Genomic DNA, 26193 nt, shown 5'->3' on the forward strand with positions numbered 1-26193 from the left:
CCATGGCCCACCGCAGCCGACTCGCCGGTTTCATCATCGACAGCCGCAGCGACGATCTCGACGCCGCCGCGAATTTCTGGAGCGCCGCGCTGGGGATCGCGATTGCCGATCCCGACTCCGGCGGCACCGGCCAGTACGCCGAGTTCGGCGGTGCGCCCGGCGACCTGCATGTCGAGGTGCAGAAGGTCGAGCACCCCTCGCGCGTGCACCTCGACATCGAGACCGACGACATCGACGCCGAGGTCGCGCGGCTGGAAGCGCTCGGCGCCACCCGGGTCGCGTTCGTCAAACGCTGGTGGGTGATGCAGGCGCCCGACGGCCAGCGCTTCTGCGTGGTGCGGATGCGCGAGGACAACGCCCGCGCCGCGCCAAACGCGTGGACCTGAGCAGCCGGGCCCGGCCTGCCGGCGACTAGTCGTTCAGCCGCAGCGTGTCGTCCGCGACCACCCGGTCGCGGCCTCCCGCCTTCGCCCGGTAGAGCGCCTGGTCGGCGCGCGCGAATACCTCTTCGGGACGATCGCGCTCCGGGTCCCCCGCGGCCACCCCCGCCGACAGCGTCAACCGGAACGGCAGGACCGAGGTGGCGACGTTGTGCCGGATGCGCTCGGCGATCTCCGCCGCGTTCGCCAACGCGGTCGCCGGCAGCACCACCAGGAACTCCTCGCCGCCGAAACGCACCGCCACGTCGGTGTCGCGGATCGTGCCCGCCACCGTAAGCGCCACCTCGCGCAACGCCCGGTCGCCGATCAGGTGGCCGTGGCGGTCGTTGACCTGCTTGAAATGATCGATATCGAGCAACATCAGGCAGTACGGCGCGGCCTGCAACCGCGCCAGCGCGGCGGGATCGGCCCGCAGTTGCGCCAGCGCGTCGCGGTTGAGCAGGCCGGTGAGGCTGTCGTGGGTCGCCCGATGCTCCAGCGTACGCGCCATGCTGCGGTGTTCGCTCAGTTCGCGCTGCCGCTCGCGTGCATGGCGGTCGAGCTCCAGCAGGCGTTGGGCCTGCCGCGCGAGGATCCCCAACCCTTCCTGCTGGCTCGGGTCGAGGCCACGCGGCCGCACGTCGTACACGCACAACGCGCCAAGCGCGTGCCCGGCGGTGTCGCACACCGCACGGCCGGCATAGAACCGCGCACGGCGGCCGCCCAGGCGAATCGGGAAACCGTCGAACCGGGCGTCGCCGGCGATGTCCTCCACCAGCAACAACCGGTCGGGCTCGCGCAGCGCATGTTCACTCAGGGCGTGTTGCCGGGCCACGCTGGCGACATCGAGGCCAACCCGGGCCTTGAACCGGAACCGGTCGCGCTCGACCAGCGCGAGCCCCGCCGCCGGGGTGTTGCACACGATCGCCGCCAGTCGCACCACGTCATCCAGCGCCTGCCGGTTGCCGGCGGACGACCGATGCCCGGCGTCGTCGGCGCGCGCCGGCTCGGCGGCACCGGCGGTCGGCAGGTGCGGGACAGGCGTGGGGGCGGAAACGGGCATCTATGTGGCGAGGGGTGGCGTGGCCGCAGCGTAGCGATTGCGCTGCCCCGCGCTCGTGACCGCCCCCACAATGCCGCATGTTCGCGGCACCCGTTCAGCTTTCCCCGGCGGGTCAGACCGTCTTCGCTGCGAGCTTTTCGGCCTCGGCAATGGCCAGGGCCTGCAGCGCGCCGCGAATTTCGTCGGTCGTCACGCCGCCGCCGGGCAGCAGGGTGGCATCGGCGTCGGCGAATCCTTCGCGCTTGATCGCCGCGATCCGCATCCCCGCCTCGCGCGGCGAGTCGAACGCCGCGCTCTGCAGCAGCACCCGGTCGCCGACGACCAGCTTGAAGTAGAAGCGACCGTCGCTCTCGCGGTACTGCTTGAACACCGGCAACGGCGGCTTGCTGTCGCGCTCGCCGCCACTGCCGACCGCCACCTGCGACAGGTCACGCAGGCCGACCGCCTCGCGCAGCGCGCGCAAGGTCGGGATCGCGTGGCGCTCGCGCAGCCGCGCAGCACCGTCGCGCAGGATCGTTTCGATGTCCGCCGGCTTGGCCATCAGCGCCTCGTATTTCTCGCGCAGCGGCGCGACCTCGGCGTCGATGCGCTCGAACAGCGCCTGCTTGGCCTCGCCCCAGCCGATGCCCTGGAGGAACCCCTGGCGCATCGCTTCGGTTTCGGTCGCGGAGGCGAACGCGTGGTACAGCTGGAACACGTGGGAGCTGTCGGCATCCTTGGGCTCGCCGGGCGCGCGCGAGTCGGTGACGATCGAATAGATCAACTTCTTGAGTTGCTCGCGCGGTGCGAACAACGGGATCGTGTTGTCGTAGCTCTTGCTCATCTTGCGGCCGTCGAGACCGGGCAAGGTCGCCACGCGCTGTTCGATCACCGCCTCGGGCAGGGTGAAATACTGCCGACCCGCCGGTTCGCCATACAGGTGGTTGAAGCGCTGGCCGAAGTCGCGCGCCATCTCGATGTGCTGGACCTGGTCGCGACCGACCGGCACCTGGTGGGCGTTGAACAGCAGGATGTCGGCGGCCATCAGTACCGGATACATGAACAACCCGGCGGTCACCGCCGCATCGTCGTCCTCGCCGGCCTCGCGGTTCCGGTCGACCGCCGCCTTGTAGGCGTGCGCGCGGTTGAGGATGCCCTTGCCGGCGACGCAGGTCAGTAGCCAGGTCAGTTCGGTGGTCTCGGGTACGTCGGACTGGCGGTAGAACCAGACCTTGTCGGGTTCCAGCCCGCAGGCCAACCAGGTCGCGGCGATCTCCAGGGTCGAACGCTGCACCCGCGCCGGATCCTGCACCTTGATCAGGGCGTGGTAGTCGGCGAGGAAGTAGAAGCTCTCGACCCCGGTGACGCGGCTGGTCGCCACCGCCGGCCGGATGGCGCCGACGTAGTTGCCCAGATGCGGGGTGCCGGAGGTGGTGATACCGGTGAGTACGCGGGTTGGTTGCATCGACGCGAAGCTTGGACGGCGGCCCTGCAGTTTACCCGTGGACCAACGCAAAGCGGGTCGGCACATGCCGACCCGCCCGGTACATCACTCAACGCCTTGCGCGTGGCAAGGCAAGACGCGTCCTAGTTCAGGGTCTGCGAGAAATCACGGACTTCCTGATCCGCGCGCTCGCGGTTCCAGCCATAACGTTCCTGCAACTTGCCCGAGAGGTACTCGGCGTTGCCTTCGGCGACGTCGAAATCGTCGTCAGTCAGATCGCCCCATTTGGCCTGGGCCTTGCCCTTTACCTGGTTCCACTTGCCGGCAATGGTGTCCTTGTTCATCTATGCATCCTCTTTTCTGACGGGGGGAGTCACGGCGTTTCACCGTGAAGCCAGTCTTGCAGTCGATGCATTCAAGTTGGGTCACGATTGCGTTAGTCGAGTTTGACTTCGGTAAACCGCGGAAAAACAAAAAGGCCGGATCGCTCCGGCCTTTCGTCAACAGCGTGGCGGTGTCTCCGCCCCTGTCAGCACTCGTCCGACGTATCGCAGTCGATGTGGCCTTCGGCCTCATCTTCTAGCGCTTCGCCGGCCTCCTGCACGTCTTCGCCGGCACCGGCCATGGTGTTGCAGGCAGTCAGGGTGCCCATCGAAAACAGGGACAGCAGCAGCAAATAGGCCAATCGCTTCATGGGTTTCTCCTTGGGCATGGACTTCGCGGGGACTTGCGGCGTTGGTTGCGCGATGTGCGGCTTGCGCAACCGTGGACGCATCATCGCGTGCAGGCGCGTGAAGCCCGTGTGCATCCGCCACCCACGGGCCGGCTTTCGTTGCGCCCGCGTTAACGCGCCCTGCAGCAGCAGCCGGCAATCCCGGCTGCGGGCCTGAGTCAGTCGCGCATCAGCGTCGACTTGCCGAACAGGCTCTCGACCAGGTCGATCGCGACCAGTGCGGTGGCATTGTCGCGGTCGAGGATCGGGTTGAGCTCCATGATGTCGAGCGAGGCCATGCGCCCACTGTCGGCGATCATCTCCATGCACAGCTGCGCCTCGCGGTAGTTCGGACCGCCCGGCACCGTGGTGCCGACACCCGGGGCGACGGACGGGTCGAGGAAGTCGACGTCGAAGCTGACGTGCAGGTGGGTGTTGTCGTCCATGCCCTCCAGCGCCTCCTCCATCACCCGCTTCATGCCGACCTCGTCGATGTAGCGCATGTCGTAGACGTCGAGGCCGTGCTGCTTGACCAGCTTCTTCTCGCCCTCGTCGACCGAGCGGATGCCGATCTGCCGGACCACGTCGGGGCTGATCGCCGGGGCGTCGCCGCCGAGGTGGGTGAGTTCGCGCGGACCCAGCCCGCACAGGCAGGAGACCGGCATGCCGTGGATGTTGCCCGAGGGGGTGACGTCGCTGGTGTTGAAGTCGGCGTGGGCGTCGAGCCACAGCACGCGCAGGGTCTTGCCGGCCTCGCGGCAGTAACGGGCGACGCCGGTGATCGAACCCAGACCGAGGCAGTGGTCGCCGCCGAGCAGTATCGGCATCCGGCCGCCGGCCAGTTCGGCGTGCATCGCCTCCATCACCACCCGGTTCCACTCGGTGACTTCGGGCAGGTGGCGGTAGCCGTCGACCGGCGGTTGCCACGGATTGCGCGGGCCTTCCAGGTTGCCGCGGTCGAGAACGTCGACGCCGCGGGCGGCGAGTGCTTCGCCGAGCCCGGCGATGCGAAGAGCTTCCGGCCCGAGCCGCGCCCCGCGGTCCCCGGCACCGATGTCGGTCGGTGCGCCGATGATCGAGACAGGTGGGTGGATGCGGCTCATGGGCGTCTCCTTGACTTGGTGCCGGCTATCCGATTTGAACGGATGACCTACCGCTTACAAGGCGGTTGCTCTACCAACTGAGCTAAGCCGGCGAAACGCCCATTCTAACGTGCGGCGTCGGTGGCGGCAGGCGATAGGCGTCCGCAGTCGATCGGCTCGACTTGCGCTGCGGCGACCAGCGCCTGCGCGGCGGCCGGGTTGAAACCCGCCGGCGCGCCGACATCCAGCCAATGTTCGGCCGGGCCGGCACCGACCGGTTCCAGCATCGCCTCGAAGCCGGCCGTGGCCAGCGTGGCCACGCGTTCACGGGCGGTGGTCTCGCTGCGATACAGGCCCAGCGCCACCGCGCGCGCGTCGTCACCGTCGCGGACCAGGAAATAATCCTTGAAGCCGGCGTCGGCCACCCGCTGCGCCGCAGCTTCGGCGGCGTCCATGCTGGCTGCCGGCGGCAGCATCACTTTCCAGCTGCGCGGAGTGCCGGCGTATTCGCGACGCGGCTGCAACTGCACGACTTGCGCGCTCAGCCTGGATTGCGCCTGCGCGGCCATGGAAGCATCGTCGAATGGCCCGAATGCGAAGCATTGGCTGACCACCGGCGCGGCCGCGGCCGACGCGACCTGCGGTGGAGCGGACGCGGTTTCCGACAGCAGTTGCAGGCGCGCGACGCCCGGCGTGGAGTCAGCCTGCACGGCCGGCGGCGTCGGCGACGGGCGCGAGATCCACCACAGGGCGACGCCAAGGTTGAGCACCAGCAGCAGGACGATGAGTGCGCGGATCAGCATGCGGGCGATTGTAGTCGCGACTCACCGGCGCCAGTCGAGCGCCGCCCATTCGGCCAGCCCCTCCAGCACCAGATCCGGCGCCAGCCGCGCCCGTGGCAGGTGCGCCGCCAACGCGGCCGCGCCGCCGCCATGCAGGACAAGCCCGGGGGCGCTGCCGAGTTCGACTTCGGCATGGGCGAAGCTGCGCTCGATCAGCCCGAGCGCGGCGCCCTCGCAACCGGATGCGAGGGCGTCAATGGTGTCGTCGGCGAATTCTCGATACTCGCCGTCGGCGACCGGTAACTGCGCGGCGCGGTGGTGCAGTGCCTCGCGCATCAAGGTCGGCGACGGCGCGATCCGGCCGCCGCGGTGACGACCATCGGCCTCGACCAGGTCGACCGTCAACGCGGTGCCGACGCCGCAAACCAGCGCGGCGCCGTCACCACGGGCCTGCACCGCCAACATTGCCAGGAAGCGATCGACGCCGAGTCGCGAGGGCTCGTCGTAGGCAATGTGCAGGCCGCTCCAGCGACGGCTGGTGCGGGCAACGCAGATGCGCCGACACCGGCTCGCCAGCGATTGCAACACAGCGCCGCGCAAGGCCGGGTCGGCAACGCTGGCGAGATAGCCGACCTCGAACCGCAGAGGCAGGTGCCGCGCGAGTCCGGCGACGAGCCCGGCATCGTGATCGGCGGCTTTCCAATGGGTGACTGCCACGACCTCGCCGATCCGGCCGTCGTCGTCGATCGGCGCGGCCTTGAGCCGGGTGTTGCCGAGGTCGAACAGCCAGCGGCTCACGCCTTCGCCCCAATGCGCCGTACGCTGACCTCGCCGGCGTGGAACTGCTGGACCTCGCCGTCATCCATGCGCATCTGCAGCGCGCCGTCCGCGGCCAGGCCGAGCGCGGTGCCGATGCAGTCGGCACGGGCGCCATGCACGGTGACTGCCTGTCCGGCGAGGGCATCGAGCGCGGCATAACGCGGCAGCAACGGAACCAGACCCTCGGCGTCGAACGTGTCCAGCGCCGGCAGCCAGCACGCCAGCAGCGTCGCGGCCAGCTCATTGCGCGTCGGCAACGCCACGCCGGCCTCCATCGCCAGCATGGCCAGGTCGCACCACGGCTGGTCGATCCGCGCCGCGAACCCCTCCGGCATCCGCACGTTGAGGCCCAGGCCCAGCACCGCGCGCACCGGCCCGGCGTGCTCTCCGCCGCCCTCGACCAGCAGGCCGCCGAGCTTGCGCAGCCCGCCGTCGCCGTCTGCCACCACCAGGTCGTTGGGCCACTTCAAGCGCACCGCGGTGAACCCCAGCGAATGCAGGGCCTCGACGCTGGCGATGCCGGCCACCAGGCTCAGCCCGCCAAGCCGCGCCAGTCCGCCAGCGAAACCGCGCGACAACGACAGGTACAGATGCGCGGCCAGTGGCGATGCCCATTCGCGCCCGCGCCGACCACGGCCGCCGGTCTGGCGCTCGGCCAGCAGCACGGTGGCGACGCCATCGGCCGCGGCCGGCCGGCGCAACAACTCGCTGTTGGTCGAATCGATGGTCCAGGCGACATCGAGGCTGGCCACGCGGGCGCGGGCCGGCGGCGGCAGGCCGGCGGCGATCACCTCGCTGTCGAGCAGGTTGAACGGGTGCGCCAGCGCGTAGCCGCGACCCGGACGCGCGACGATCGGTACGCCGGCCTCGCGCAGCGCCTCGATCCGCTTCCACACCGCCGCTCGGCTGGTGCCATCGGAACGCGCCAGCGCGTCGCCGGAAACGGGTCCTTCGATCAGCCGGGCCAGCAGCGAGCGTTCGTCCATCGACGCATTATGCGGGAGCCATTCGGCCGTCCCGGCCCTGTTGCGTCGCAGCATGCAGATGGCCCGATTCACCTGGTTTGTTCGCCCGGTTTTCACGTTATAGTCTGGCAGTTGACCGGGACTCCGTCCCGGTGCGCGAGGTGTCCCATGTTGCGACTCTCCCTGTGCCTGCTATTCGCCCTCACGAGCGCGACCGTGGCTGCGCGCGAGGTCAAGATGAGCTCGCCCAACAGCGGCGCCTGTCCCGATGCCCATGCCAGCGCCGACGTGGTCGAGGTCGCGGCGCCCGCCGCGCGCCCGACCGCCCCGCGCGAGACCAAGATCAAGCCGAGCGTGCACAGCGACGTGCCGAACCGGTTGGGCTCACCGCGCTGGCACAGCTTCCTGCCGGGCATGTTCCGCTGAGGCGCCAGCGCGCTTGCTCGACCTGCTGCGCCGCTGGCGACGTCCGCCCGACCCGATCGACCCCACGCTGTGGCGCGATGCCCGTGCCGCGGTGCCATGGCTGGCCGCGCTCGACGCCGCGCGTGACGCCCGCCTGCAGGCGCTGACCGCGCGCTTCCTGCACGGCAAGACCATTACCCCGGTTGGCGACCTGCAGCTTGATCAACGACAACGTTGCCAGCTCGCCGCGCTGTGCTGCCTGCCGCTGCTGGAGTTCGGCGAGCAGGGCCTGCACGGCTGGTCGGAGCTGATCGTCTATCCCGGCGCGTTCCGGGTGCAGCGCAGCCACGTCGACGCCGCCGGCGTGTTGCACGAAGGCAGCGACGACCTGATCGGCGAAGCCTGGGACGCGGGGCCGGTGATCCTGTCGTGGGCGGACGTGCAAACCGATTGCGCGGATCCGCGCGCGGGCTTCTGCGTGGCGGCGCACGAGATCGCGCACAAGCTCGACGTCCTCGATGGCGTGCTCGACGGCACCCCGCCGCTGCCGCGCGCCTGGCAGCGCGAATGGGCGCGGGATTTCCAGCAGGCCTTCGATGCGCTGGCGGCGCAGGTCGACCGCGGCGTCGACACCGCGATCGATGCGTACGCGGCCGAGGCGCCGGAGGAATTCTTCGCGGTGGCGACCGAATACCACTTCAGCGATCCGGCGACGTTGCGGGCGGCGATGCCGAAGGTGGCGGCGCATCTGGTGCGCTTCTACGGCGACCCCCCGTTCGCGGACCCGCTCCTGTAGAGCGGCTTCAGCCGCGATCGGAAGATCGTTCGCCCGCACCGATTCCAGATCGCGGCTGAAGCCGCTCCTACAAGAGCCCGAAGGACCTCGCGGCGTTACAGCCGCGGCGGCAGTTGCACCTCGAAGCGCGCGCCGCCCAGTTCGTCGGAGGCGCGCACGTCGAGCACCCCGCGGTAGGCGCGCACGATGTCCTGCACGATCGCCAGGCCGATGCCGTGGCCCTGCACGCGCTCGTCGCCGCGCACGCCGCGCTGCAGGATCAGCGCGACTTTCTCCGGCGGGACCCCGGGACCGTCGTCGTCGACCGCGAGCAGCAGTCCTGGCCGCCGGTTCGGCGCAGTCTCGCCGGGCTTGACCGTCAGCAGGACCCGCGAGCGCGCCCACTTGAACGCGTTCTCCAGCAGGTTGCCGAGCAGCTCCTGCAGATCGCCCGGCTCGCCAAGGAATTGCGAGCCTTCGGCGACATCGAACTCGCACAGCACGCCCTTGCCGGCGTAGACCTTTTCGAGGCTGCGCACCAGTTGCTCGGCGTGCGGCTCGATGTCGATCGGGGCCGAGAACAGCGCATGGCCGCTGGAGGCGGCGCGCGCGAGCTGGTACGAGACCAGGTCGTTCATCCGCCGCAGCTGCAGGTCGACGTCCTCGCGAAGTTCATTCTCCGGGGCGTCGTCGTCGAGTCGCGCGCGCAGGACCGCCAACGGCGTCTTCAGGCTGTGGGCGAGGTCGGCCAAGGTATTGCGTTGCTGGTCGAGGTTCTCGCGCTCGATCTCGATGAAGGCGTTGATGCTCTCGGCCAGCGGCGCCAGTTCGCGCGGGTGGCGCTCGCTCATGCGCGAGATGACGCCGCGCTGGACCCGCTTGAGCTCGTCGATCACGCGCCGCAGCGGGCGCAGGCTCCAGCGCAGGATCAAGCCCTGCAGCAGCAGCAGGATCAGCCCGGCGCCACCGAGGTAGCGCCACAGGGCTTCGCGGAACACCTCGACCTGGCGGCTCAGCGCGGTGGTGTCCTCGAGGATGTAGATCGTGTACGGGAATTCGTCGACGTCGCTGTTCTGGTCCGGGTCCCAGATCAGGCCGCGGCCATAGCGGTAGGCCTGGCCGACCTCGCCGTCGATCTCGGTGATCGGCAACGGACCCTCGAACGTCTCGACCATGGCCGGCAACAGTTCGGACTCCGGCAGCACCGGTCCGATCGACGAACCCGAGTCCCAATGGCCGTTGGGCAACACGACTTCGGCGTACAGGCCGCTGCCGGGACGATCGAAGCGCGGGTCCGGCGGGGTATAGGGCGGGATGAACGTGCCGTCGCGAGCGAAGTCGGCGTCGGCATACGCCAGCGCGTAGCTGCGCATGCGCTGGTAGAGGTTGCTCTCGGCGGTTTCCAGGAATGCGCGGTCGAGCGCATAGCCGGCCAGCGCCAGGAACGCGACCAGGCCGAGGCTGGCGGCGAGCAACTGGCGCGCCTGCAACGAGCGCGGCTGGCCCCAACTCACGACGCGCGGCTGCCTGCTACCGGGCGGGCGGGGTCAGTCCCCGCTGCGCGGGATGGCAAACCGATACCCCCGTCCACGCACGGTCTCGATCGGCTTGAGGGTGCCGTCGGGGTCGAGCTTCTTGCGCAGGCGGCCGATGAACACTTCCAGCACGTTGGAGTCGCGATCGAAATCCTGCTGGTAGATGTGCTCGGTGAGGTCGGCCTTCGACACCAGTTCGCCGGCATGCATCATCAGGTACTCGAGCACCTTGTACTCGTAGCTGGTGAGGTCGACGTTGCTGTCGCTGACGCTGACGGTCTGCGCGGCGAGGTCGAGCATCACCGGACCGCATTCCAGGGTCGGCTTGCTCCAGCCGGCGGCGCGGCGGACCAGCGCGTTGAGCCGGGCCAGCAGTTCCTCGACATGGAACGGCTTGACCAGGTAGTCGTCGGCGCCCTGCTTCAGGCCCTCGACCTTGTCCTGCCAGCTCGAGCGCGCGGTCAGGATCAGCACCGGGAATTTCTTGCCTTCCTCGCGCAGCGCCTTGATCAGTTCCATGCCGGACATCTTCGGCAGGCCGAGGTCGATGATGCCGAGGTCGAATGGCACCTCGCGGCCCATGTAGAGGCCTTCCTCGCCGTCTTGCGCGGCGTCCACCGCGAAGCCCTCGCGCTTCAGTCGCGCGGCAAGGGTCTCTCGCAGCGGGGCTTCATCTTCCACCAGCAGGATGCGCATGGGTTCTCCTATTGCGAGTCGGTCGCAGACCCTGAACGGGGAGCGTTCAGGTCGTTCAGACTAATAGAGTGGCGGTTCAGTTGTCGTCGCCGCGTGTACGCACCCGGCCCTGCGGGGCGCGGGCGCGTGGATCGTCGACATAGACGCGGACCCGGCCGCTGGCGTCGACCACCTTGATCCGGTTGATGTCGCGGCCGTCGTACGGCACCCGCTCGGCACTCAGCACCTGGCCGCCGGTACGTCGTTCGACCCGGCGGACCGCGGCGGACAAGGCGCGGTGGTCATCGCCACGTTCGTCGCGATGCCCTGCATGGCTGCGGTCGGCCGAGCGATCGGCCAGCGCGCGATTGGATTCGCGCGCGTCGGCGCGGGTGCGCTGGGCCAGGGCATCGCCCGCCGTCGCGGCGGTGGCAGCCAACAGGATCAGCGCGGCCAGGTTGGTGGAGCGGGTCGACATGCGCCCTCACAGGTACGGGGACAGCATCGCCGGTCAGCGATGTGATGAGGCATTGTTGGAGCCAGGCGGTGAATCCGATCTGAACTTTTTCTTCACACGGTGGCCGCCATTCAGCCGCGAACGCGTTGCCCGCGACTCAATGGATCCCGCTCAATAGATCTCGCCGACGCAACAACGCAGCGAGCCACCGCCGGCCTCGATCGCATCCAGTTCGACCGTGCGGACCTGGAAACCCGCCGCGGCCAGCGCCTCGCGGCTAGTCGCGGTCAGCGACCGACCGGCGTGCGCGCTCATCCAGACCACATCGTCCGACAGCGCGATCGCATTGCCGGCGAACGCGGCGTGCTCGGCCGGCGACAACAGCACGGCGTGCGGCGCATACAGCGCGGCGATCGTATCGACCACCTTCGGATCGGCGAACCCCTTCGTGCAGACCAGCGCGGCGCGGCCGGCGAGCACCGCCAGCACCACGTTGGTGTGGTACTCGCCTTCGGCAAGGTCGAACAGCAGGGTCGCGCGCAAGCCCAGGGCCTCGTGCATCAGGCGCGCACCTTCCTCGTCGCAGCGCTCGGACAGACCGGCGAAGCCGAGGCCGCGGGCACGGTCGATCACCAGTGCGCCGGTCAGTTCGCACGGGTGCGGCTGGGTCGACAGGTCGATCTCGGCGTAGTCGAGCACGCCGCCGAAGAAGCCGCGGATGTCGTCGCGCGCCGCCTCGCGCTGGCGCACCGGGTGGCGCATGCGGCCGACCACGTAGCGGCCGGCCGCGGTGGCGAACACATTGTTGGGGAAAAGCGCGTCGGGGGTTGCCGGGTCGCCGGCGAAGCAGATCGTCGGAATAACCTCGGCGAACGCGCGTTGCAGCTCGCGATGCTGGGCCGAGGCGCGGGCGGCATCGAAGCTGCCGGCCTCCGCCATGTAGCGGTTGTCGGCGGCGGACTGCTCGGCCAGGCGGAAACCGTCGGGCGCGACCATGAAGGCGGCGCGCGCGGTCGCGGGGCCGAAGTCGGTGTCGATGCGGCGGGCGTGGTCGAGGAAGGTGGCGGTGTCGCGGGTCAGCATGTGCAGTCCTTGCGGGTCCGGATTGCGGGAAGGGTCAGGGCGACGCCGGGGCGACGTCGGACTGGAACGATTCGGTGACCGCCAGCGCGCGCTCGACCAGGCCCCAATCGGCGCCGGGCTTGTGCGCGCCCTCGCTGAGTACCTGGCGGAACGCGCGGCCGCCGCGCTGGTTGGCGAACAGGCCGAGCAGGTGGCGGGTGATGTGCTTGAGGAACACGCCGCGCTCGAGCTGCGCCTCGACGTAGGGGCGCAGGGCGCGCAACAACTCGGCGCGCGGGCGCTGCACCCCGCCGAACCATTGCGCATCGAGGCGATGCAGCAGGTAGGGGTCGTGGTACGCCGCGCGGCCGAGCATCGCGCCGTCGACGTGGCCCAGGTGCGTCGTCGCCTCGTTGGCGTCGTTGATGCCCCCGTTGACGATCACTTGCAGGTCCGGCCGCTCGCGCTTGAGCCGGTACGCCCAGTCGTAGCGCAGCGGCGGCACCTCGCGGTTCTCCTTCGGCGACAGCCCCTGCAACCAGGCGTTACGCGCGTGGACCACGAACATCCGGCAGCCGGCATCGGCGACCTCGTCGATGAAGGCGCAGAAGCGGTCGTAATCGTGGTCGTCGTCGACCCCGAGCCGACACTTGACCGTGACCGGCACGTCGCCGGCTTCGGAACAGCAGGCTTCGACCATCGCCGCGACCGAGGCGGCGACCAGCGTCGGCTCGCGCATCAGGCATGCACCGAAGCGCCCGGCCTGGACCCGGTCGGACGGGCAGCCGCAGTTGAGGTTGATCTCGTCGAAACCGGTGTCCGCGCCGATCCGTGCCGCCTGCGCCAGCAGCTCCGGTTCGCTGCCGCCGAGTTGCAACGCGACCGGATGCTCGACCGGATCCATCGCCAGCAGGCGCTCGCGGTCGCCATGGATCACCGCGTTGGCGTGGACCATCTCGGTGTACAGCCGCGCGTGCGGCGCGAGCAGGCGGTGGAACACGCGGCAGTGGGAGTCGGTCCAGTCCATCATCGGGGCGACGGACAGACGCAACTGCGCGGGTGGAATGGCGGGCGCATGGATCATCGGTGGCCATTGTACGGGCGTCGGCCGGGCGCTTCCGTAGCCTTAGCCGATGCTCAATGCAACGCGCCACCGCAGCTGGAGCCCTGCCCGGCGGTGCAGCCGTAGCAATGCTCCGCGGTTGCGATCCGGTGCGGTAGCGGACCGTCCAGCAAGTCGCGCAGGTGCGGACGCGCGGCGCCCGCCGCGACGGGTTCGGCGGCGCCCAGCGGCAGGCGCAGCATCTGGTTGAAGTCGCAGTCGTACAGGTAGCCCTGGTAGTCGACGCTGACCAACGAGCGGCACATCACACCGTCGACGTTGTCGGCGCGGTGGGCGCCCTTGAGGGTCGCCATGTAGGTGGCGAAATGGCCCTTCGACAGCAGCCACGAGCCATAGCGCTGGATCGGCATGTTGGCCAGCGCGTACAACTGGTTGAACACGATGCCGAAGTTGTCGCCGAGCAGGCGCTTGTAGTCGGCCTGCAACTGCTGCTGGCCGGGCGGCAGGAACGCGCCGTTGGGGTTGTAGACCAGGTTGAGCACCAAGCCGCTGCCGTCGCGGCCGTAGCCGAGCGCGTTGAGCGCCTGCAACGCGCGGATCGAGGCGTCGAACACGCCCTGCCCGCGCTGTTCGTCGACGTTGGCCTGGCTGTAGCACGGCAGCGAGGCGATCGTTTCAACCCGATGGATCGCGAGGAATTCGCCGACCCATTCGTAGCCGGGCTCCTCCATGATCGTCGGGTTGAGCCGGTCCATCACGTGCAGGCCGGCGTCGCGGGCCTGGGTCACCAGCCAGCGGAAATGCGGGTTCATCTCCGGCGAGCCGCCGGTGACGTCGAGGGTGCCGGCGCGGTGTCGCTGCGCGACCTGCAGCGCCAGCATCATGGTGTCGCGGTCCATCAGCTCGGTGCGGCGAGGGCCGGCGTTGACGTGGCAATGGATGCAACTGAGGTTGCACAGGTAGCCAAGGTTGAGCTGCAGGGTGTCGAGGCGATCGCGCTGGATCCGCGGGAAGTCGCTGTCGCGCAGCATTGGCCAGGTGTCATGCATGCGGGGAGTCCTCGTGCCGGTCCATCCATGCCGCCAGCGCGCGTTGCTCCGGGGTCGGGTTCTGCAGCCGCTGGAGGGCGTCGCGCACCGCGGGCAAGTCGCTCGCGTGGTCGACGTCGGTCAATGTCGGCAGTGTGCGCCAGTCGCCGGCATCGCACAGTGAATCGCGCAGGCGCGCGGCGGTGTCGGCCGTGCTGTAGGCCACGCCGGTCCAGCGCACCACCGGCAACGCGTGGTTGCCGCCGAATATCCAGAAGCCGCCATCGCTGGCCGGTCCGAGCAGCAGCCGGGGGGCCGACGCGGCCAGCCAATCCATCGCCTCGCCGAGCAATTCGGCGGTTAGTTGCGGACTGTCGGCGCCGAGCAGCAGGCCGAAGCCGTGGCGCTCGACCAGTTGCGCATGCACCCGCGCCATCCGTTCGCCGAGGCCGCCCGCGCCTTGCGCCAAGGTCGGCAGGTCCGGCCAGGCGTCTCGCGCATCGGCCTCGGCCACCGCCCAGTACGCGACCAGTCCGTGGCGCGCCTGCGCCTGCCGCGCCACCGAGGCGACCGCAGCCGCCGCGCGCCGATACCAGCCACTCGCATAAGCCTCGCCGCGATCGGCCGCAAGGCGTGTCTTGAGCGCGGACCGGCCCGGGGTCTTGACGAAAATCGCGACACCGCCGTTCATCGCGATGCGCTTCCGCGACGCGAGAACCGCCATGCCTGCCGCGCGGTTTCACCGAGGTGGCCGGTAGTGGTGGCCCACCAGCCGCGTTCGGCGTATTTGCGCGCGCTGGTCAGCAGCGGCGCGCCGACCGGTTGCAACGACACTCCGGCGCGGCGCAGGCGCCAGACCAGGTCGTGGTCCTCGCCACGTTCGAGTGCATTGTCGAAACCGCCCATTCGCTCGAACAGCCGTCGCGGCAGCAGCAACCCCTGGTCGCCGAATGGCAGGCCCAGCCAGTGGCTGCGCAGCCAGGCGCCCGCAGCATTCAACCGGGTCATGGTCGGGCCGTCATCGAGGAAGCGCAGGTCGAAATAGCCGGCGATCGGCGCCACATTGCCGGCGCGTCCGACCGCACTCGCCACAAACCGCGACAGCGCCAGCACGGTGTCCGGCGCCAACTCGCAATCGGCATGCAGGAACCACAGCCAGTCGCCGGCTGCATCGCGCGCGCCGGCGTTCTGCTGACGCGCGCGGCCAGGCGGCGCGTGGCTGATCCGCCATTGCGGCCGCGGTCCGGCGCGCACCCCGCTCGCGCCCGTCGCCGGATCGCTCGCGCGCACCTCGTGGACCTGCAGCGGCAACTCCAGCAACTGTTCGCGCAGCGACGGCGCGACCGCATCGCCCGGCCCCACCGGTACCACCGCCGTCACCCGCGCCAGCATCGTCTCCACCACTCAGCCCCGGCGCCAGTCGAAGAAGCGACCGGCCCAGCGCAACACCCTCTCCGGCGCGCGCGCGCGCTTCCAGTTGCCGGCGGCGTACTTGTTGGCCTCGGCCAAGGTCGGATAGATGTGGATGGTGCCGAGCAGTTTATTGAGACCAATGCCGTGCTTCATCGCCAGCACGAACTCGGCCAGCAGCTCGGCCGCGTGCTCGCCGACGATCGTGGCGCCGAGGATCCTGTCCTTGCCCGGTGCGGTCAGTACCTTGACGAAGCCGCGGTCGACGCCATCGACGATCGCGCGGTCGAGGTCGTCGATGCCGTAGCGGGTGACCTCGACCTCGATGCCGCGCTCGCCTGCCTCGTCTTCCGACAGGCCGACGCGGGCGACCTCGGGTTCGGTGAACGTCGCCCACGGGATCACCCGATAGTCGATATCGAACGACCAGAACGGCGCGACCAGCGCATTCACCGCGGCGTACCAGGCCTGGTGCGACGCGACATGGGTGAACTGGTACGGCCCGGTGGCATCGCCGCAGACATGGATGTTGGGGAAATTGGTGCGCAGCAGCGGATCGGCGTCGATGCTGCCGTTGTCGCGCAGGCGCACGCCCAGTGGCTCCAGGCCGAAGCCTTCGACATTGGCGCGGCGGCCGAGCGCCAGCAGTAAGGCATCGAACTGGAGCGTGACCTCGCCGCCGTCGTGCTCGCAGACCAGCCGGCCACCACCGGTGGCATCCGGTTCGACCCGCACGGCGGCGTGCGCGGTGGCGAGTCGCACGCCTTCGGCCTGCAACGCGGCGGCTACCAGTCCGGCGGCGTCGGCATCCTCGCGCGACAGCAGCCGCGGCGCCATTTCAACCAGCGTCACCGCGCTGCCGAAACGCGCGAACGCCTGCGCCAGCTCGCAGCCGATCGGACCGCCGCCGAGCACCAGCAGGCGCCGCGGCAACTCACGCAGGTTCCACACCGTGTCGCTGGTCAGGTAGCCGACGCCCTCCAGCCCGTCGATCTCCGGCACCAGCGGTCGCGCGCCGGTCGCCAGCACGATGCTGCGTGCGCTGATCCGACGGCCGTCGACCTCGACCTCCCACGGCGACACCAGCCTCGCCTCCCCACGCACGACGTCGACCCCGAGGTCGGTGTAGCGCTCGACCGAATCGTGTGGCGCGATCTTCGCGATCACCTGTTGCACCCGCTGCATCGCGTCGGCGAAATCGAAATCCGCCTGCATCGCGCGCACCCCGAACCGCTGGCTGTCGCGCGCCTGCGCCAGCAGACGCGCGGTGCGCAGCAAGGCTTTCGACGGCACGCAGCCGGTGTTGAGGCAGTCGCCACCCATCCTGTGTTTCTCGACCAGCGCGACCTTGGCCCGGACCGTCGCGGCGATATAGGCCGACACCAGCCCGGCCGAGCCGGCGCCAATCACCAGCAGGTTGTAGTCGAACTTCGAAGGCCGTCTGAAGCCGCGATACACCCGGCGCGCGGCCAGCCAGCGCGCAAGCCACCGGGCCAGCAGCGGCAGGACGCCGAGCAGTACCAGCGCGCCCAGCAGGCCCGGCGACAGCACGTCACGCAAGGTGTCGATCCGCACCAGTTGGGTCCCCGCGTAAACGTAGACGAGCGTGCCCGCGAGCATTCCGAGCTGGCTGACCCAGTAGAACGTGCGCAATCTTAGCGAGGTCAGCCCGGCCAACAGGTTGACCAGGAAGAACGGGAACACCGGCACCAGCCTCAGGGTGAACAGATAGAACGCGCCATCGCGCTCGATCCCGGCGTCGATCTTCTTCAGGCGTTCGCCATAACGCGCGCGCAGGCTGTCGCGCAGCACGAAGCGCGCGGCCAGGAACGCCAGCGAGGCGCCGATGCTGCTGGCGAACGAGACCAGCAAGGTGCCTTCAAGCAAGCCGAACAAAGCGCCGGCCGCCACCGTCATCACCGCCGCGCCGGGGATCGACGCCGCCGCGACCGCGACATAGACCGCGAAGAACACCCCCGCTGCGAGCCACCGGTTGGCGGCCACCCACGCCAGCAACTCGGCCTGGCGCAACTTCAGGTGGTCCAGCGTCAGTGCATCGGCCGCGCCCGACTGCCAGGCCCACGCCACCGCTACGACGAGCGCGAACAGCAGCGCCCAGCGCCAGGCGGAGGTGACTCGGGATTGGCTCATGGACGATTCCGGCAATGGGGAGTGCGGGTTCAAGGCCTGCATTGGAGGCAGGATGGCAGGCGAAAGTTCGCAACGGTGGCGGACCGGTCCCCACCGAACGTACCCGAAACCGGTGTCCATCCGCCCACTGCACACGTGGGACGCATGCGACATGGAATTATTCCGCGTAGCAGGCGTCCAACAACCGACAACACATCCCGTTGCCCACTACCGGAGACAGGCATGAACCGACGCAGCGTATTGCAGGGGCTGGGCGCCGCATTGGCGCTACCGTGGCTGCCGGCCTGCTCGCAGACCCCGGCGCCGCCCGCGAAGGCCGGCAGCGCGCCGGTGGTCGCGCTCGACCATCCCGACGCGTTCTGGCGCGACAAGGTCAGTGAGGCGGCGTTCGAGGTGCTGTTCGAGGAGAACACCGAGCCGGCGTTCAGCAGTCCGCTGGACGACGAGAAGCGCGACGGCAGCTTCGTCTGCGCGGCGTGCTACCTGCCGCTGTTCGACAGCAAGCACAAGTTCGACAGTGGCACCGGCTGGCCCAGCTTCACCCGGCCGATCGCAGGCGCGATGGGCACCAAGCGCGACCTGGTGCTGCTGATCCCACGCACCGAGTACCACTGTGCGCGCTGCGGCGGACACCAGGGCCACGTGTTCAACGACGGCCCGCCGCCGCGCGGCGAACGCTGGTGCAATAACGGCCTGGCGCTGCGCTTCGTGCCACGCGGCCAATCCCTTCCCGCACTGCGAGGTTGACCATGCGCACTTCCCACCCTTCCATCCGATCGCGTGCGCAGTCGTTGCGCCGCGCCGCCGTGTTCGGCGTGTTGCCGTTGCTGACCGCGCTGGGTGCCTGCGCCCAGTCCGGCGGCGACGCCGCGCCCGACACCAAGGCGCAAACCAGCACGACCAGCGCGGCAAAGACACCTGCGACCGGCGCGACCGACACCGCGACGGCGGTGTTCGCCGGCGGCTGCTTCTGGTGCATGGAGCCGCCGTTCGACAAGTTGCCCGGCGTGGTTTCCACCACCTCGGGCTACATCGGCGGCCACGTCGCCAACCCGACCTACGAGCAGGTCTCCGCCGGTGGCACCGGCCACGCCGAAGCGGTGCAGGTCAAATACGACCCGCGCCAGGTCAGCTACGAAAAACTGTTGCAGGTGTTCTGGCGCAACATCGACCCGGTCGCGGTCGACCGCCAGTTCTGCGATGTCGGCGACCAGTACCGCAGCGCGATCTTCACCATCGGCGAAAAACAGCGGCAACTGGCCGAGGCGAGCAAGCGCAAGTGGCAGGCCTCGGGGCGTTTCGAGCGCCCGATCGCCACCGAAATCGCCACCGCAACCACGTTCTACCCGGCCGAGGGTTACCATCAGGACTACTACGAGAAGAACCCCATTCGCTACAAGTACTACCGCTTCAGCTGCGGTCGCGACGGGCGGCTCGAGGAACTCTGGGGCAGCGCCGACTGAAGGCCGTGTCCGGCCGGCCCGTGACCGTCAACCGCCGGTCGGCTGCCACACCATGTAGACGTCGGCGCGGGCGTAGTGCGAACCCGGACGCGGTGCCGGGTGGTGGACGAAGCCGACGCTCTCGTAGAGCTTCAACGCCGGCCCGAGCTTGAGGCTGGACTCCAGGAACAGCTCGCGCCCATCGAGCGCGACGAACGCATCGAGCGCGCCCTGCATCAGCAATCGGCCGATGCCGGCGCCGCGCATTCGCGGCTCCACCACCATCTTGGTCAGTTCGTAGACACCCGCCGCTTCGCGCTTGAGTGCGACGGTACCGACCGCGCGGTCATCGGCATCGACGGCGAACAGCACCCGGCCGCCGTCGGCGAGCAGGTGGGTTTCCGGGTCGTGCAGGACCTGGTGGTCGACCGGCTCGACCACGAACCAGCGTTGCAACCATTCGAGGTTGAGTCGGGCGAAGTCGGCGCGCCAGCGCGGGTCGAAATCGACGATGCGAAACGGAGCGGCGTGTGGATTCATGGCCGCATGATATGCCGCGCGAACTAGCCCTTGTCGCCCTTGTCGCTCTTGTTGTCGCTCTTGTTGTCGCTCTTGTTGTCGCTCTTGTTGTCGCTCTTGTTGTCGCTCTTGTTGTCGCTCTTGTTGTTGCTCTTGTTGTTGCTCTTGCTGTTGCCCTTGTTCCGGCCATTGCCCTTGTTGGCGTCGCTGCCCTTGCGGTCGTTGCTGCCCTTGCCGGCGCGGTTGTCCTCGCCCTTGCCACGCTTGCCATGGCCCGCGGTATGGCTAGGCGCGCGCTCGGCCGCAGCCTCGGCGCGTATCGCGCGGGCGCGGTCGGGGTAATGCGGGTACAGGTCCTCGTCGATCCGGATCGGCCGCGCCCAGCGGTCGTAGGTCGAGACGAAACCGCGCTTGAGCCGATGGAACTCGTCCGAGCCGGGCTTGATTCCCAACTGTTTGGCGACGTTGCCCCAACCCTGCTCGTGGTCGCGCTCCCAGATGTCGACCACGTAGCGGCACGGGCGGCCGAGGATCTGTGCGATGGCGCAGGCGTAGTAGACATCGCCCGGGGCCCAGTGACGCTCGACCAGCAGGCTGCTCACCAAGTCACGCGGAGCGCCGTAGTAGCGCACCATTTCGTCGACGAACGGTTGCCGGTAGCGGCTGCCGTAGCGGTTGACATCGCTGAGTTGGGAGTCGACCCAGACATCGCCGCTACGCGGGTTCCAGCCGAAGCTGAAGTCCTGGGCAAACGCCGGGACGCCGGTCAATGCGGCCACCGCGGCGGCGAGCGCGAATATCCGTGGCTTGAGGGGCATCGTCGATCTCCGGTTAACAGGCCGGACGGAGCCGGCTACACGAGCATGGTCGGGGCGCGGCGGTGAACCCGTCCGTAATCCGGCCGCGCCCGTTCAGCCGGCGTCGGCGCTCAGCGCTCGATCACGAACTTGCCGAAGGCCACGCCGACACTCCAGCCCTCGCCCTTGCCAGCCAGCGCCAGCGAGACGTCGCCCTTGGTCATTACCTGGGCCTTGGTCGCGGTACCGGCGCTGGCATGCGCTTCGGCAGTGGCGTAGGTGCCGAGCACGTCCTCGATCCGGTACAGGCCGGAGAACTCGCCGGTGCCGTCCTTGATCTCGGTCTTGCCGAAACTCAGGCCGCCGCCCTTGGTGCGGATCTGCACCGGCATGCTCTGGCCGTTGTCGCAACTGACCGTGCCGCTGCCTTTGCCGGTCTTGTAGAACACCGACCAGCCCGACAGGTCGAAGCGCAGCTTGCAATCGATTGGTCCGGCCGCGTGGGCAGGCATGGCGGCAACGGCGAGCAGGCCGGCGGCCAGCGCGGGGATCAGCAGGGTCGGGCGGAGGTTCATGCGGTCGGCTCGTGTTGGGGTACCGGAGGCGAAGGCTACCCGATCCGTCGGCAGCCCATGCTGCGATGCGCAAACGACGACGGCACCGCGGTAGCGGTGCCGTCGGGTCGATCAGGCGCGGCCGGTGCGATCAGTCGTCATCCCAGTCACGGTCGTCGTCGCGGTCGCGCCACTGACGCGCCTGCCAGCGGTAGCGGTCGTTGCGGTCATGGCGGTCGTAATGGCTGTAACGGTCGCGGTCATGCCGCGGATCGTAGTAGGTCACCTTGCATTTGCCGTGCTTGTTGCACTTGCGGCTGCGAACCTGCTGGCTGCGGTACTGGCCGTAGTTCCGATGGCGGTCGTAGCCGTCATGGCCACGCCGCACCTGGCGGTAATACACCGGCCGGCCGTAACGGTCGCGCACCACGATCAGGCGATCGTCGTGGCCGTAGTTGCCGTGGCGGTAGTACGGCGCGCCACTGCGGAACATCACGTCGGCGACGTCGACCAGCACGCGGACCAGGTCGTCGCCACTTTGCGCTTGGGCCGGCATCGGCGACAGCGCCGCCATGCCGAGTCCGGCAGCGAATACGACGGGAGCGAGCAAGCGGGACAGCAGGGCCATGGCACTTCTCCTTCTTCCAGGCCCGCGAGATTGCAGGCACACCCCTACACTGCGGCGGCCCGGGTGAACGGGTTTTTAACGAATCCCCGCAAGCGCCGGTTGCGGCGAAACGGTATATCGCCCGTTCATTCCGGAAGCTGCCTGGGCCCGATCCGGAACCTGCATGCGCGGCCACCGCGCACCAGGCATTCCATGTGCTGGATCGGCCGGCCGCTGGCGGCCTGCATGAACGCCAGGTCGAAGTGGCAGACCTCCGGATGCTGCTGCGCGAGTGCATGGAACACGCAGTTGTGCGCTTCCACCTGCAACTCGTCGCCGTGGCGCACGGCTTGGGCCTCGTAGCCGAGCGCCTCGAGTTGATCCGCCAGCGAGATGGCGACCGCGTCGTCGCCGGCATCGCCGCCGTCGACCGTCGCCGCGGCCGCGGCACTGCCGAGTTCGCGGCCCATCACGGCGAGCAACTCCTGCACCTTCGCCGGGCCGGCGCTCGCGAGCAGATGCTCGATCACCTTGCCGGCGATCAAATCGTAATTGCGCGGAAACAGGTCGCGACCGGCCGCGGTCAGCAGGTAGCACGCCTGCGGTCGGCCGCCGGTAGCGCGGCTGTGGCCGTGCGCGACCAGCCCCATCGAAATCAACGCGGCGAGGTGTTGCCTCACCGCGTTGTGGGTCAGCCGCAAGGCGTCGCAGATCTGTCCGACCGTGCTCCCCTGCGGCGCCTGCAACAACACGCGCAGCAGCTTCTGCCGGCTGCTCCCGAATTGGCGCAGGCGGCCCATGCGGTCAGGCGACCTTGTCCGGGAACTGCTTGGCGATCGCGCCGGCCAGCGCATCGGCAATCACGTCCATGTGCGCCTGCATCGCCGCCCAGGTCTCGACCTCGGCCGCCATGTCGCCGGCCATGATCTGCTTGATCTGCGCGGCGTGGTGGGCGCCGTGGGCGACCAGCAGGCCGCGCACCGCGTCCGCGGGCAGGTTCGGGTTGGCGCCCGACAGGAACGCGGCGATCTCGTCGGCGTTGGCCAGCAGCGTGGTCATCGCCGCCTGGCTGGCGGCCGCGTCGTCGGCATGGCCGCTGTCGGTCATCGCCTTCACCGCCCCCCAATGGCCGCCCAGCAGTTCCATCATCCGCTCGCCGGCGGCCTCGCCATAGAAACCGGCGACCGCGCCGGACAGGGTCTTGGCATTGGCGACCACGCCATCGGCCGCCTCGGCGGCGGCGCCGCTGTCGCCGGCGTTCACCGCCATCGCGTAGGCGCGGGTCTGGACCACGTGGTCGTTCCACAGCGCGCGCAGGTCGGCCTGCAGCTTTGGCGCCGCGGGCGTGGCGGCAGTGCTGTTGGCGGCATGCGCGGATGCCGGAGCATGGGCCGGTGTGGTCGCCGGCGTGGTCGCGGCCGGGTCGGTCGGCGACTGTGCGTCGCAGGCGGCGGTGGCGAGGGCGAGACTGGTGGCAAGGCTCGCCGCGAGCGCAAGCGTGAGGGTTTTCATGGCGAAATCCGGTGACACCGCGAATGTGCGGCGGCATCAGTCTGTGCGGCCTCCACCATAACTCAAAGCAGCCATGTGTAAAGCTATTATTACGACGTCCCAGCGACCCCGCCAGCGGCGACCCGGGCCAGTTCGGCCATCGCCGCCGGCAGTTGGTCGGCCGCGCTGACCGTCCGCAGCCGCGGCGAGCCGGCGTCGATCTCGACCGCGTTCTCGTGCGCCCAGGTGGTGTGGTACGGCACATGGATGCCCCACCCGCCCAGCGCCAGCACCGGGGCGATGTCGGAACGCAGCGAGTTGCCGATCATCACGAAGCGCCGCGCCGGCAGCTCGAATTCGGCCAGCAGGCGGGCGTAGGTCGCGCTGTCCTTCTCGCTGACGATCTCGATCCGGCGGAACAGGTCCGCGAGGCCGCAGTCGCGGACCTTGGCTTCCTGGTGGAACAGGTCGCCCTTGGTGATCAGCACGATTTCGAAGTCGCGGGCGATCGCCTCGACCGCCTCGCGGATGCCCGGCAGCAACTCGACCGGATGGCGCAGCAATTCCTTGCCGAGGCCAACGATGCGGTGCAGGTCACTGGCGCTGATGCGGGCGTCGGTCAGCTCGACCGCGGCCTCGATCATCGACAGCACCATGCCTTTGACGCCGTAGCCGAACACCGCGATGTTGCGGCTCTCGACTTCGTACAGCCGCTGCTGCGCGCGACTGTCGGCGAGGTCGACGTAGGGCGCCAGCAGGCGTTCAAACTCCAGCTGGGCGGCGTCGAAATAGTCTTGGCTGCGCCACAGGGTGTCGTCGGCGTCGAAGCCGACCATCGCGATTCGCTCTGTGTCGTCCATCGGCGCAGTATGCCGGGCACCCATGCACGCGCAAAGAAAAAGGGCGACCGACCGGCCGCCCTTTTCCTGTCCTCTGGTCCGATCCTTCGGCGTGGTTGATTGATCAGCCGCCGCTGCCGGCCGAACCCTCGGCCTGGACCTTCGCGACATAGGCCTGGTACTCATCGGCGGTCAGCGAGCCGTCGGCGTCGGCGTCGGCGTCGGCGAACACGGTGACCAGTTCCGGCACCGAGCCGGCTTCGGCCTGGCTCAGGGCGCCGTCCTTGTCGGCATCGACATCGTTCCAGCTCAGCGCCTGCGGGGCGGCGGCGGCCGGGTCGGCCATCTGCTCGGTCGGCGCGGCCTGCGCGGCGGCGTCGGTGCCGACATCGGTGCCGACATCGGTGCTGGCGTCCTGGGCGAATGCCAGCGGGGCGGCCAGCGAAGCGACGAAGGCAAAGGCGAGCGTGCTGCGGGAAAGCTTGTTCATGGGGTTTCTCCTGGAATGCCGGTTCCGATGGAACCGGCGGAAAGGGTTGCAAGGAGTGTTGCTGCACGGACGATTGGGGGAGGGTCGATTCCGCACGACCCGCACCTTGCCGGGGGCGGCATGAACGATTTCCGGCTGGCAATCGTTACGACAACGTTGGTTTAACCCGCGCGTCTGCCGATCCCGCTAGGCGTGGCGCGAACATCCGCTAAACCGTGACCCGCGCGGCGAAATCGCCCGCCTCGGCGGCGTCGGGAGAATGAACGCGAACGCAACCTTCACGCGCACTTGGGATTTGCTCAGGCAGGCGGCCCCGATGAACGGTTCATCGGTCGTGGCCGCTTTCGCTCCTTTTCACGTTTATTGCCCGCGCCGCTAACCGATCGCGGCGCACCTTCGTCTTGCGGAAACGCAACCGGTCGACAGCCGTCGCGCCGGATCATTGAGCTAGGAGTCACTTCATGCGTCACGACCAGCAAAACCAGAAGCCAGGTCAGAAGGAACCCGGCCAGGATCAGACCCGGAGCCAGCAGGCCGGTGCGAAGGACCGTCAGAAGGAACAGCCGAAACCCGCTACGGGCCAACGCCAGCAGGACACCAACAAGACCCCGCGTCAGCACTGAGCGGGCGGCAGACGAGGAAGGGCGCCATCACGGCGCCCTTCTTCCATGTGGTGGCGACGGAGTGCAGTCCGGCCAGTGAAGCCTGCACCTTGGCTAGTCCGAGTCCGCCGCCACCTGCAGCCGCGGCCCGTCCGCCTCCAGCGCCACGGTGACCTCGATCGGCCGGCAACAGACGGGGCAATCCTCGACGTAGTGCTGCTGGTCGACCGAATCGTCGACCAGCAGTTCGATGGTTTCGCCGCAGTAGGGGCATTGCACGCTGACGCCGGGCAGCATTGGAACCTCCTGGGCGCGAGGACCGGTCTCAGGCCGGGTTCGACGCTAGCGTCGTGGGGGTGAACGTGGTGCCGTGCCTCATCACGCCTGAATAACCGCTCTGGCGCAAAGCTGAATGCAGACGCCGCCGCGCAACTCCGTCGACCGTCGCCGGCATCGTCGACCGCCTCGATGCTAGGAGCGAGCCCATGAAGCTGCGACACGTATTCAGCACGCCCGACCTGCCTTCCGCCGAGGCCGCGATGGATGCGGCGCGGGCGGCCGGGATCCCCGACGACGACATCCTGCTGGTGGCGCGCTCGGACATCGAGGTCGATTCGATTCCCAACGAACGCAAGGAAGCCGACACCGACCTGATGCCGGCCGCCGTGCGTGGCGCTGGTTACGGCGCCGGCGCGGGCCTGGTCGCCGGTCTGGTCGCGGTGGCGATCCCGCCGCTGGGGGTCACCATTGCCGGCGCCGCCGCCGCGACCGTCGCCGGCGCGGTGGTCGGCTGCTGGGCCTCGGCGCTGGTCGGCTCGTCATTGCCGGATCCGATCCGTCGCAAGTTCCACGACGAGATCGAGGCCGGCAACATCCTGGTGGTGGTCGATGGCGACAAGGAACTGCTGACCGCGGCCGAACCGCGCATTGTCAGCGCAGGGGCCGCACCGTTACCGTTCGAGGCCACCAAGGCCATGTCGTGAGTCGGGTTGCCATGAAGAACTGGGTCGTGTTGAACCACCGGAC

General features: G+C 69.0%; 33 protein-coding genes and 1 tRNA gene. 7 read left to right on the plus strand and 27 right to left on the minus strand.

Translation table 11 applies throughout. The annotated features are described in order from the left end of the window. Positions 1 to 2 precede the first annotated feature (2 nt). Complete coding sequence (locus SNE34_RS09300; protein ID WP_332616706.1) at positions 3 to 386, plus strand: VOC family protein; 384 nt, start codon at positions 3 to 5, stop codon at positions 384 to 386. 25 nt (positions 387 to 411) lie between these two features. Here SNE34_RS09300 and SNE34_RS09305 read toward each other — a convergent pair whose 3' ends face one another. The 9 genes from SNE34_RS09305 to birA all read right to left on the minus strand — a co-directional run bounded on the left by SNE34_RS09305 (position 412) and on the right by birA (position 7286). Next, on the minus strand, positions 412 to 1482 hold the full coding sequence (locus tag SNE34_RS09305) for a GGDEF domain-containing protein (protein WP_332616707.1): 1071 nt from the start codon (positions 1480 to 1482) through the stop codon (positions 412 to 414). Positions 1483 to 1594: 112 nt separating this feature from the next. After that, a complete protein-coding gene (locus SNE34_RS09310) occupies positions 1595 to 2926 on the minus strand; it encodes a tryptophan--tRNA ligase (RefSeq protein WP_425604495.1) in 1332 nt (443 codons plus the stop codon). Positions 2927 to 3048: 122 nt separating this feature from the next. Beyond that, positions 3049 to 3249, minus strand: a complete 201-nt coding sequence (locus tag SNE34_RS09315) for a CsbD family protein (protein ID WP_332616709.1) — start codon at positions 3247 to 3249, stop codon at positions 3049 to 3051. Positions 3250 to 3434: 185 nt separating this feature from the next. After that, entirely contained in the window at positions 3435 to 3599 is a 165-nt protein-coding gene (locus SNE34_RS09320; protein WP_332616710.1) for an entericidin A/B family lipoprotein, read from the minus strand. Between the two features lie 197 nt (positions 3600 to 3796). Next, positions 3797 to 4720, minus strand: coding sequence for an arginase (gene rocF, locus SNE34_RS09325; protein ID WP_332616711.1), 924 nt, complete (start codon positions 4718 to 4720; stop codon positions 3797 to 3799). A 16-nt stretch (positions 4721 to 4736) separates the two neighbouring features. Then, positions 4737 to 4812 (minus strand) — tRNA-Thr (locus SNE34_RS09330). Positions 4813 to 4824: 12 nt separating this feature from the next. Further along, positions 4825 to 5502 carry an SPOR domain-containing protein gene (locus tag SNE34_RS09335; protein ID WP_332616712.1) on the minus strand — a complete coding sequence of 226 codons (678 nt, stop codon included), beginning with the start codon at positions 5500 to 5502 and terminating at the stop codon, positions 4825 to 4827. Positions 5503 to 5523: 21 nt separating this feature from the next. Then, positions 5524 to 6279 (minus strand): type III pantothenate kinase, encoded by a 756-nt coding sequence (locus SNE34_RS09340; RefSeq protein WP_332616713.1) that lies wholly within the window; start codon positions 6277 to 6279, stop codon positions 5524 to 5526. Further along, positions 6276 to 7286: a bifunctional biotin--[acetyl-CoA-carboxylase] ligase/biotin operon repressor BirA gene (gene birA / locus SNE34_RS09345; protein ID WP_332616714.1), complete on the minus strand. Its 1011-nt coding sequence runs from the start codon at positions 7284 to 7286 to the stop codon at positions 6276 to 6278. The genes SNE34_RS09340 and birA overlap by 4 nt, the downstream gene beginning before the upstream one ends. A 147-nt stretch (positions 7287 to 7433) precedes the next feature. Here birA and SNE34_RS09350 point away from each other — a divergent pair, with 147 nt between their 5' ends. Together SNE34_RS09350 and SNE34_RS09355 are read left to right on the plus strand one after the other, a co-directional pair. Continuing rightward, complete coding sequence (locus SNE34_RS09350) at positions 7434 to 7691, plus strand: hypothetical protein (protein WP_332616715.1); 258 nt, start codon at positions 7434 to 7436, stop codon at positions 7689 to 7691. Between the two features lie 13 nt (positions 7692 to 7704). After that, positions 7705 to 8466 (plus strand): M90 family metallopeptidase, encoded by a 762-nt coding sequence (locus tag SNE34_RS09355; protein WP_332616716.1) that lies wholly within the window; start codon positions 7705 to 7707, stop codon positions 8464 to 8466. A 95-nt stretch (positions 8467 to 8561) separates the two neighbouring features. Here SNE34_RS09355 and SNE34_RS09360 read toward each other — a convergent pair whose 3' ends face one another. From SNE34_RS09360 to SNE34_RS09400, 9 genes are all read right to left on the minus strand, one after another. Next, positions 8562 to 9959 (minus strand): ATP-binding protein, encoded by a 1398-nt coding sequence (locus SNE34_RS09360; protein ID WP_332616717.1) that lies wholly within the window; start codon positions 9957 to 9959, stop codon positions 8562 to 8564. Positions 9960 to 9992: 33 nt separating this feature from the next. Further along, positions 9993 to 10676 carry a response regulator transcription factor gene (locus SNE34_RS09365; protein WP_332616718.1) on the minus strand — a complete coding sequence of 228 codons (684 nt, stop codon included), beginning with the start codon at positions 10674 to 10676 and terminating at the stop codon, positions 9993 to 9995. A gap of 76 nt (positions 10677 to 10752) precedes the next feature. Continuing rightward, the gene (locus SNE34_RS09370) at positions 10753 to 11133 is read right to left on the minus strand and encodes a PepSY domain-containing protein (protein ID WP_332616719.1); all 381 of its coding nucleotides are present in this window, start codon (positions 11131 to 11133) and stop codon (positions 10753 to 10755) included. 150 nt (positions 11134 to 11283) lie between these two features. After that, entirely contained in the window at positions 11284 to 12195 is a 912-nt protein-coding gene (locus SNE34_RS09375; protein WP_332616720.1) for an arginine deiminase-related protein, read from the minus strand. 34 nt (positions 12196 to 12229) lie between these two features. Beyond that, on the minus strand, positions 12230 to 13258 hold the full coding sequence (dusA, locus tag SNE34_RS09380; RefSeq protein WP_332616721.1) for a tRNA dihydrouridine(20/20a) synthase DusA: 1029 nt from the start codon (positions 13256 to 13258) through the stop codon (positions 12230 to 12232). A gap of 53 nt (positions 13259 to 13311) precedes the next feature. Next, a complete protein-coding gene (gene arsS, locus SNE34_RS09385; RefSeq protein WP_332616722.1) occupies positions 13312 to 14286 on the minus strand; it encodes an arsenosugar biosynthesis radical SAM (seleno)protein ArsS in 975 nt (324 codons plus the stop codon). Next, a complete protein-coding gene (locus SNE34_RS09390) occupies positions 14279 to 14956 on the minus strand; it encodes a TIGR04282 family arsenosugar biosynthesis glycosyltransferase (protein WP_332616723.1) in 678 nt (225 codons plus the stop codon). Before SNE34_RS09390 ends, arsS begins: the two co-directional genes overlap by 8 nt. After that, complete coding sequence (locus SNE34_RS09395) at positions 14953 to 15657, minus strand: glycosyltransferase (protein WP_332616849.1); 705 nt, start codon at positions 15655 to 15657, stop codon at positions 14953 to 14955. Before SNE34_RS09395 ends, SNE34_RS09390 begins: the two co-directional genes overlap by 4 nt. Before the next feature lie 12 nt (positions 15658 to 15669). Beyond that, positions 15670 to 17826, minus strand: coding sequence for an FAD-dependent oxidoreductase (locus SNE34_RS09400; protein ID WP_332616724.1), 2157 nt, complete (start codon positions 17824 to 17826; stop codon positions 15670 to 15672). Positions 17827 to 18048: 222 nt separating this feature from the next. On the opposite strand from SNE34_RS09400, the gene msrB reads away from it, so the two are divergent. Then, positions 18049 to 18573: a peptide-methionine (R)-S-oxide reductase MsrB gene (msrB, locus tag SNE34_RS09405; protein ID WP_332616725.1), complete on the plus strand. Its 525-nt coding sequence runs from the start codon at positions 18049 to 18051 to the stop codon at positions 18571 to 18573. Positions 18574 to 18575: 2 nt separating this feature from the next. Next, the gene (gene msrA / locus SNE34_RS09410; protein WP_332616726.1) at positions 18576 to 19289 is read left to right on the plus strand and encodes a peptide-methionine (S)-S-oxide reductase MsrA; all 714 of its coding nucleotides are present in this window, start codon (positions 18576 to 18578) and stop codon (positions 19287 to 19289) included. 27 nt (positions 19290 to 19316) lie between these two features. On the opposite strand, the gene SNE34_RS09415 is transcribed toward msrA, so the two are convergent. From SNE34_RS09415 to SNE34_RS09450, 8 genes are all read right to left on the minus strand, one after another. Continuing rightward, on the minus strand, positions 19317 to 19808 hold the full coding sequence (locus SNE34_RS09415; RefSeq protein ID WP_332616727.1) for a GNAT family N-acetyltransferase: 492 nt from the start codon (positions 19806 to 19808) through the stop codon (positions 19317 to 19319). A gap of 23 nt (positions 19809 to 19831) precedes the next feature. Further along, entirely contained in the window at positions 19832 to 20605 is a 774-nt protein-coding gene (locus tag SNE34_RS09420; RefSeq protein WP_332616728.1) for a hypothetical protein, read from the minus strand. A gap of 110 nt (positions 20606 to 20715) precedes the next feature. Continuing rightward, complete coding sequence (locus SNE34_RS09425) at positions 20716 to 21159, minus strand: hypothetical protein (RefSeq protein ID WP_425604496.1); 444 nt, start codon at positions 21157 to 21159, stop codon at positions 20716 to 20718. Between the two features lie 130 nt (positions 21160 to 21289). Next, positions 21290 to 21766, minus strand: a complete 477-nt coding sequence (locus SNE34_RS09430) for a hypothetical protein (protein ID WP_332616729.1) — start codon at positions 21764 to 21766, stop codon at positions 21290 to 21292. Positions 21767 to 21891: 125 nt separating this feature from the next. Beyond that, on the minus strand, positions 21892 to 22545 hold the full coding sequence (locus SNE34_RS09435; protein ID WP_332616730.1) for a helix-turn-helix transcriptional regulator: 654 nt from the start codon (positions 22543 to 22545) through the stop codon (positions 21892 to 21894). Between the two features lie 4 nt (positions 22546 to 22549). Further along, the gene (locus tag SNE34_RS09440) at positions 22550 to 23257 is read right to left on the minus strand and encodes a hypothetical protein (protein WP_332616731.1); all 708 of its coding nucleotides are present in this window, start codon (positions 23255 to 23257) and stop codon (positions 22550 to 22552) included. Between the two features lie 89 nt (positions 23258 to 23346). Continuing rightward, positions 23347 to 24096 carry an HAD family hydrolase gene (locus tag SNE34_RS09445; protein WP_332616733.1) on the minus strand — a complete coding sequence of 250 codons (750 nt, stop codon included), beginning with the start codon at positions 24094 to 24096 and terminating at the stop codon, positions 23347 to 23349. Between the two features lie 103 nt (positions 24097 to 24199). After that, the gene (locus tag SNE34_RS09450) at positions 24200 to 24565 is read right to left on the minus strand and encodes an EF-hand domain-containing protein (RefSeq protein ID WP_332616734.1); all 366 of its coding nucleotides are present in this window, start codon (positions 24563 to 24565) and stop codon (positions 24200 to 24202) included. 461 nt (positions 24566 to 25026) lie between these two features. On the opposite strand from SNE34_RS09450, the gene SNE34_RS09455 reads away from it, so the two are divergent. Then, a complete protein-coding gene (locus SNE34_RS09455; protein WP_332616736.1) occupies positions 25027 to 25188 on the plus strand; it encodes a hypothetical protein in 162 nt (53 codons plus the stop codon). A 93-nt stretch (positions 25189 to 25281) separates the two neighbouring features. On the opposite strand, the gene SNE34_RS09460 is transcribed toward SNE34_RS09455, so the two are convergent. Further along, on the minus strand, positions 25282 to 25464 hold the full coding sequence (locus SNE34_RS09460) for a CPXCG motif-containing cysteine-rich protein (RefSeq protein ID WP_332616737.1): 183 nt from the start codon (positions 25462 to 25464) through the stop codon (positions 25282 to 25284). Between the two features lie 188 nt (positions 25465 to 25652). On the opposite strand from SNE34_RS09460, the gene SNE34_RS09465 reads away from it, so the two are divergent. After that, on the plus strand, positions 25653 to 26150 hold the full coding sequence (locus SNE34_RS09465) for a hypothetical protein (protein ID WP_332616738.1): 498 nt from the start codon (positions 25653 to 25655) through the stop codon (positions 26148 to 26150). Positions 26151 to 26193 lie beyond the last annotated feature (43 nt).

The organism is Novilysobacter erysipheiresistens, assembly GCF_036663935.1.
In the GTDB taxonomy this organism is placed as follows: domain Bacteria; phylum Pseudomonadota; class Gammaproteobacteria; order Xanthomonadales; family Xanthomonadaceae; genus Novilysobacter; species Novilysobacter erysipheiresistens.

Coding starts and splice junctions, on each gene's coding strand:
- SNE34_RS09300 (WP_332616706.1), top strand. CDS start 3: ATGGCCCACCGCAGCCGACTCGCCGGTTTCATCATCGACAGCCGCAGC.
- SNE34_RS09305 (WP_332616707.1), bottom strand. CDS start 1,482: ATGCCCGTTTCCGCCCCCACGCCTGTCCCGCACCTGCCGACCGCCGGT.
- SNE34_RS09310 (WP_425604495.1), bottom strand. CDS start 2,926: ATGCAACCAACCCGCGTACTCACCGGTATCACCACCTCCGGCACCCCG.
- SNE34_RS09315 (WP_332616709.1), bottom strand. CDS start 3,249: ATGAACAAGGACACCATTGCCGGCAAGTGGAACCAGGTAAAGGGCAAG.
- SNE34_RS09320 (WP_332616710.1), bottom strand. CDS start 3,599: ATGAAGCGATTGGCCTATTTGCTGCTGCTGTCCCTGTTTTCGATGGGC.
- rocF (WP_332616711.1), bottom strand. CDS start 4,720: ATGAGCCGCATCCACCCACCTGTCTCGATCATCGGCGCACCGACCGAC.
- SNE34_RS09335 (WP_332616712.1), bottom strand. CDS start 5,502: ATGCTGATCCGCGCACTCATCGTCCTGCTGCTGGTGCTCAACCTTGGC.
- birA (WP_332616714.1), bottom strand. CDS start 7,286: ATGGACGAACGCTCGCTGCTGGCCCGGCTGATCGAAGGACCCGTTTCC.
- SNE34_RS09350 (WP_332616715.1), top strand. CDS start 7,434: ATGTTGCGACTCTCCCTGTGCCTGCTATTCGCCCTCACGAGCGCGACC.
- SNE34_RS09365 (WP_332616718.1), bottom strand. CDS start 10,676: ATGCGCATCCTGCTGGTGGAAGATGAAGCCCCGCTGCGAGAGACCCTT.
- SNE34_RS09370 (WP_332616719.1), bottom strand. CDS start 11,133: ATGTCGACCCGCTCCACCAACCTGGCCGCGCTGATCCTGTTGGCTGCC.
- SNE34_RS09375 (WP_332616720.1), bottom strand. CDS start 12,195: ATGCTGACCCGCGACACCGCCACCTTCCTCGACCACGCCCGCCGCATC.
- dusA (WP_332616721.1), bottom strand. CDS start 13,258: ATGATCCATGCGCCCGCCATTCCACCCGCGCAGTTGCGTCTGTCCGTC.
- arsS (WP_332616722.1), bottom strand. CDS start 14,286: ATGCATGACACCTGGCCAATGCTGCGCGACAGCGACTTCCCGCGGATC.
- SNE34_RS09390 (WP_332616723.1), bottom strand. CDS start 14,956: ATGAACGGCGGTGTCGCGATTTTCGTCAAGACCCCGGGCCGGTCCGCG.
- SNE34_RS09395 (WP_332616849.1), bottom strand. CDS start 15,657: ATGCTGGCGCGGGTGACGGCGGTGGTACCGGTGGGGCCGGGCGATGCG.
- SNE34_RS09400 (WP_332616724.1), bottom strand. CDS start 17,826: ATGAGCCAATCCCGAGTCACCTCCGCCTGGCGCTGGGCGCTGCTGTTC.
- msrB (WP_332616725.1), top strand. CDS start 18,049: ATGAACCGACGCAGCGTATTGCAGGGGCTGGGCGCCGCATTGGCGCTA.
- msrA (WP_332616726.1), top strand. CDS start 18,576: ATGCGCACTTCCCACCCTTCCATCCGATCGCGTGCGCAGTCGTTGCGC.
- SNE34_RS09415 (WP_332616727.1), bottom strand. CDS start 19,808: ATGAATCCACACGCCGCTCCGTTTCGCATCGTCGATTTCGACCCGCGC.
- SNE34_RS09420 (WP_332616728.1), bottom strand. CDS start 20,605: ATGCCCCTCAAGCCACGGATATTCGCGCTCGCCGCCGCGGTGGCCGCA.
- SNE34_RS09425 (WP_425604496.1), bottom strand. CDS start 21,159: ATGAACCTCCGCCCGACCCTGCTGATCCCCGCGCTGGCCGCCGGCCTG.
- SNE34_RS09430 (WP_332616729.1), bottom strand. CDS start 21,766: ATGGCCCTGCTGTCCCGCTTGCTCGCTCCCGTCGTATTCGCTGCCGGA.
- SNE34_RS09435 (WP_332616730.1), bottom strand. CDS start 22,545: ATGGGCCGCCTGCGCCAATTCGGGAGCAGCCGGCAGAAGCTGCTGCGC.
- SNE34_RS09440 (WP_332616731.1), bottom strand. CDS start 23,257: ATGAAAACCCTCACGCTTGCGCTCGCGGCGAGCCTTGCCACCAGTCTC.
- SNE34_RS09445 (WP_332616733.1), bottom strand. CDS start 24,096: ATGGACGACACAGAGCGAATCGCGATGGTCGGCTTCGACGCCGACGAC.
- SNE34_RS09450 (WP_332616734.1), bottom strand. CDS start 24,565: ATGAACAAGCTTTCCCGCAGCACGCTCGCCTTTGCCTTCGTCGCTTCG.
- SNE34_RS09455 (WP_332616736.1), top strand. CDS start 25,027: ATGCGTCACGACCAGCAAAACCAGAAGCCAGGTCAGAAGGAACCCGGC.
- SNE34_RS09460 (WP_332616737.1), bottom strand. CDS start 25,464: ATGCTGCCCGGCGTCAGCGTGCAATGCCCCTACTGCGGCGAAACCATC.
- SNE34_RS09465 (WP_332616738.1), top strand. CDS start 25,653: ATGAAGCTGCGACACGTATTCAGCACGCCCGACCTGCCTTCCGCCGAG.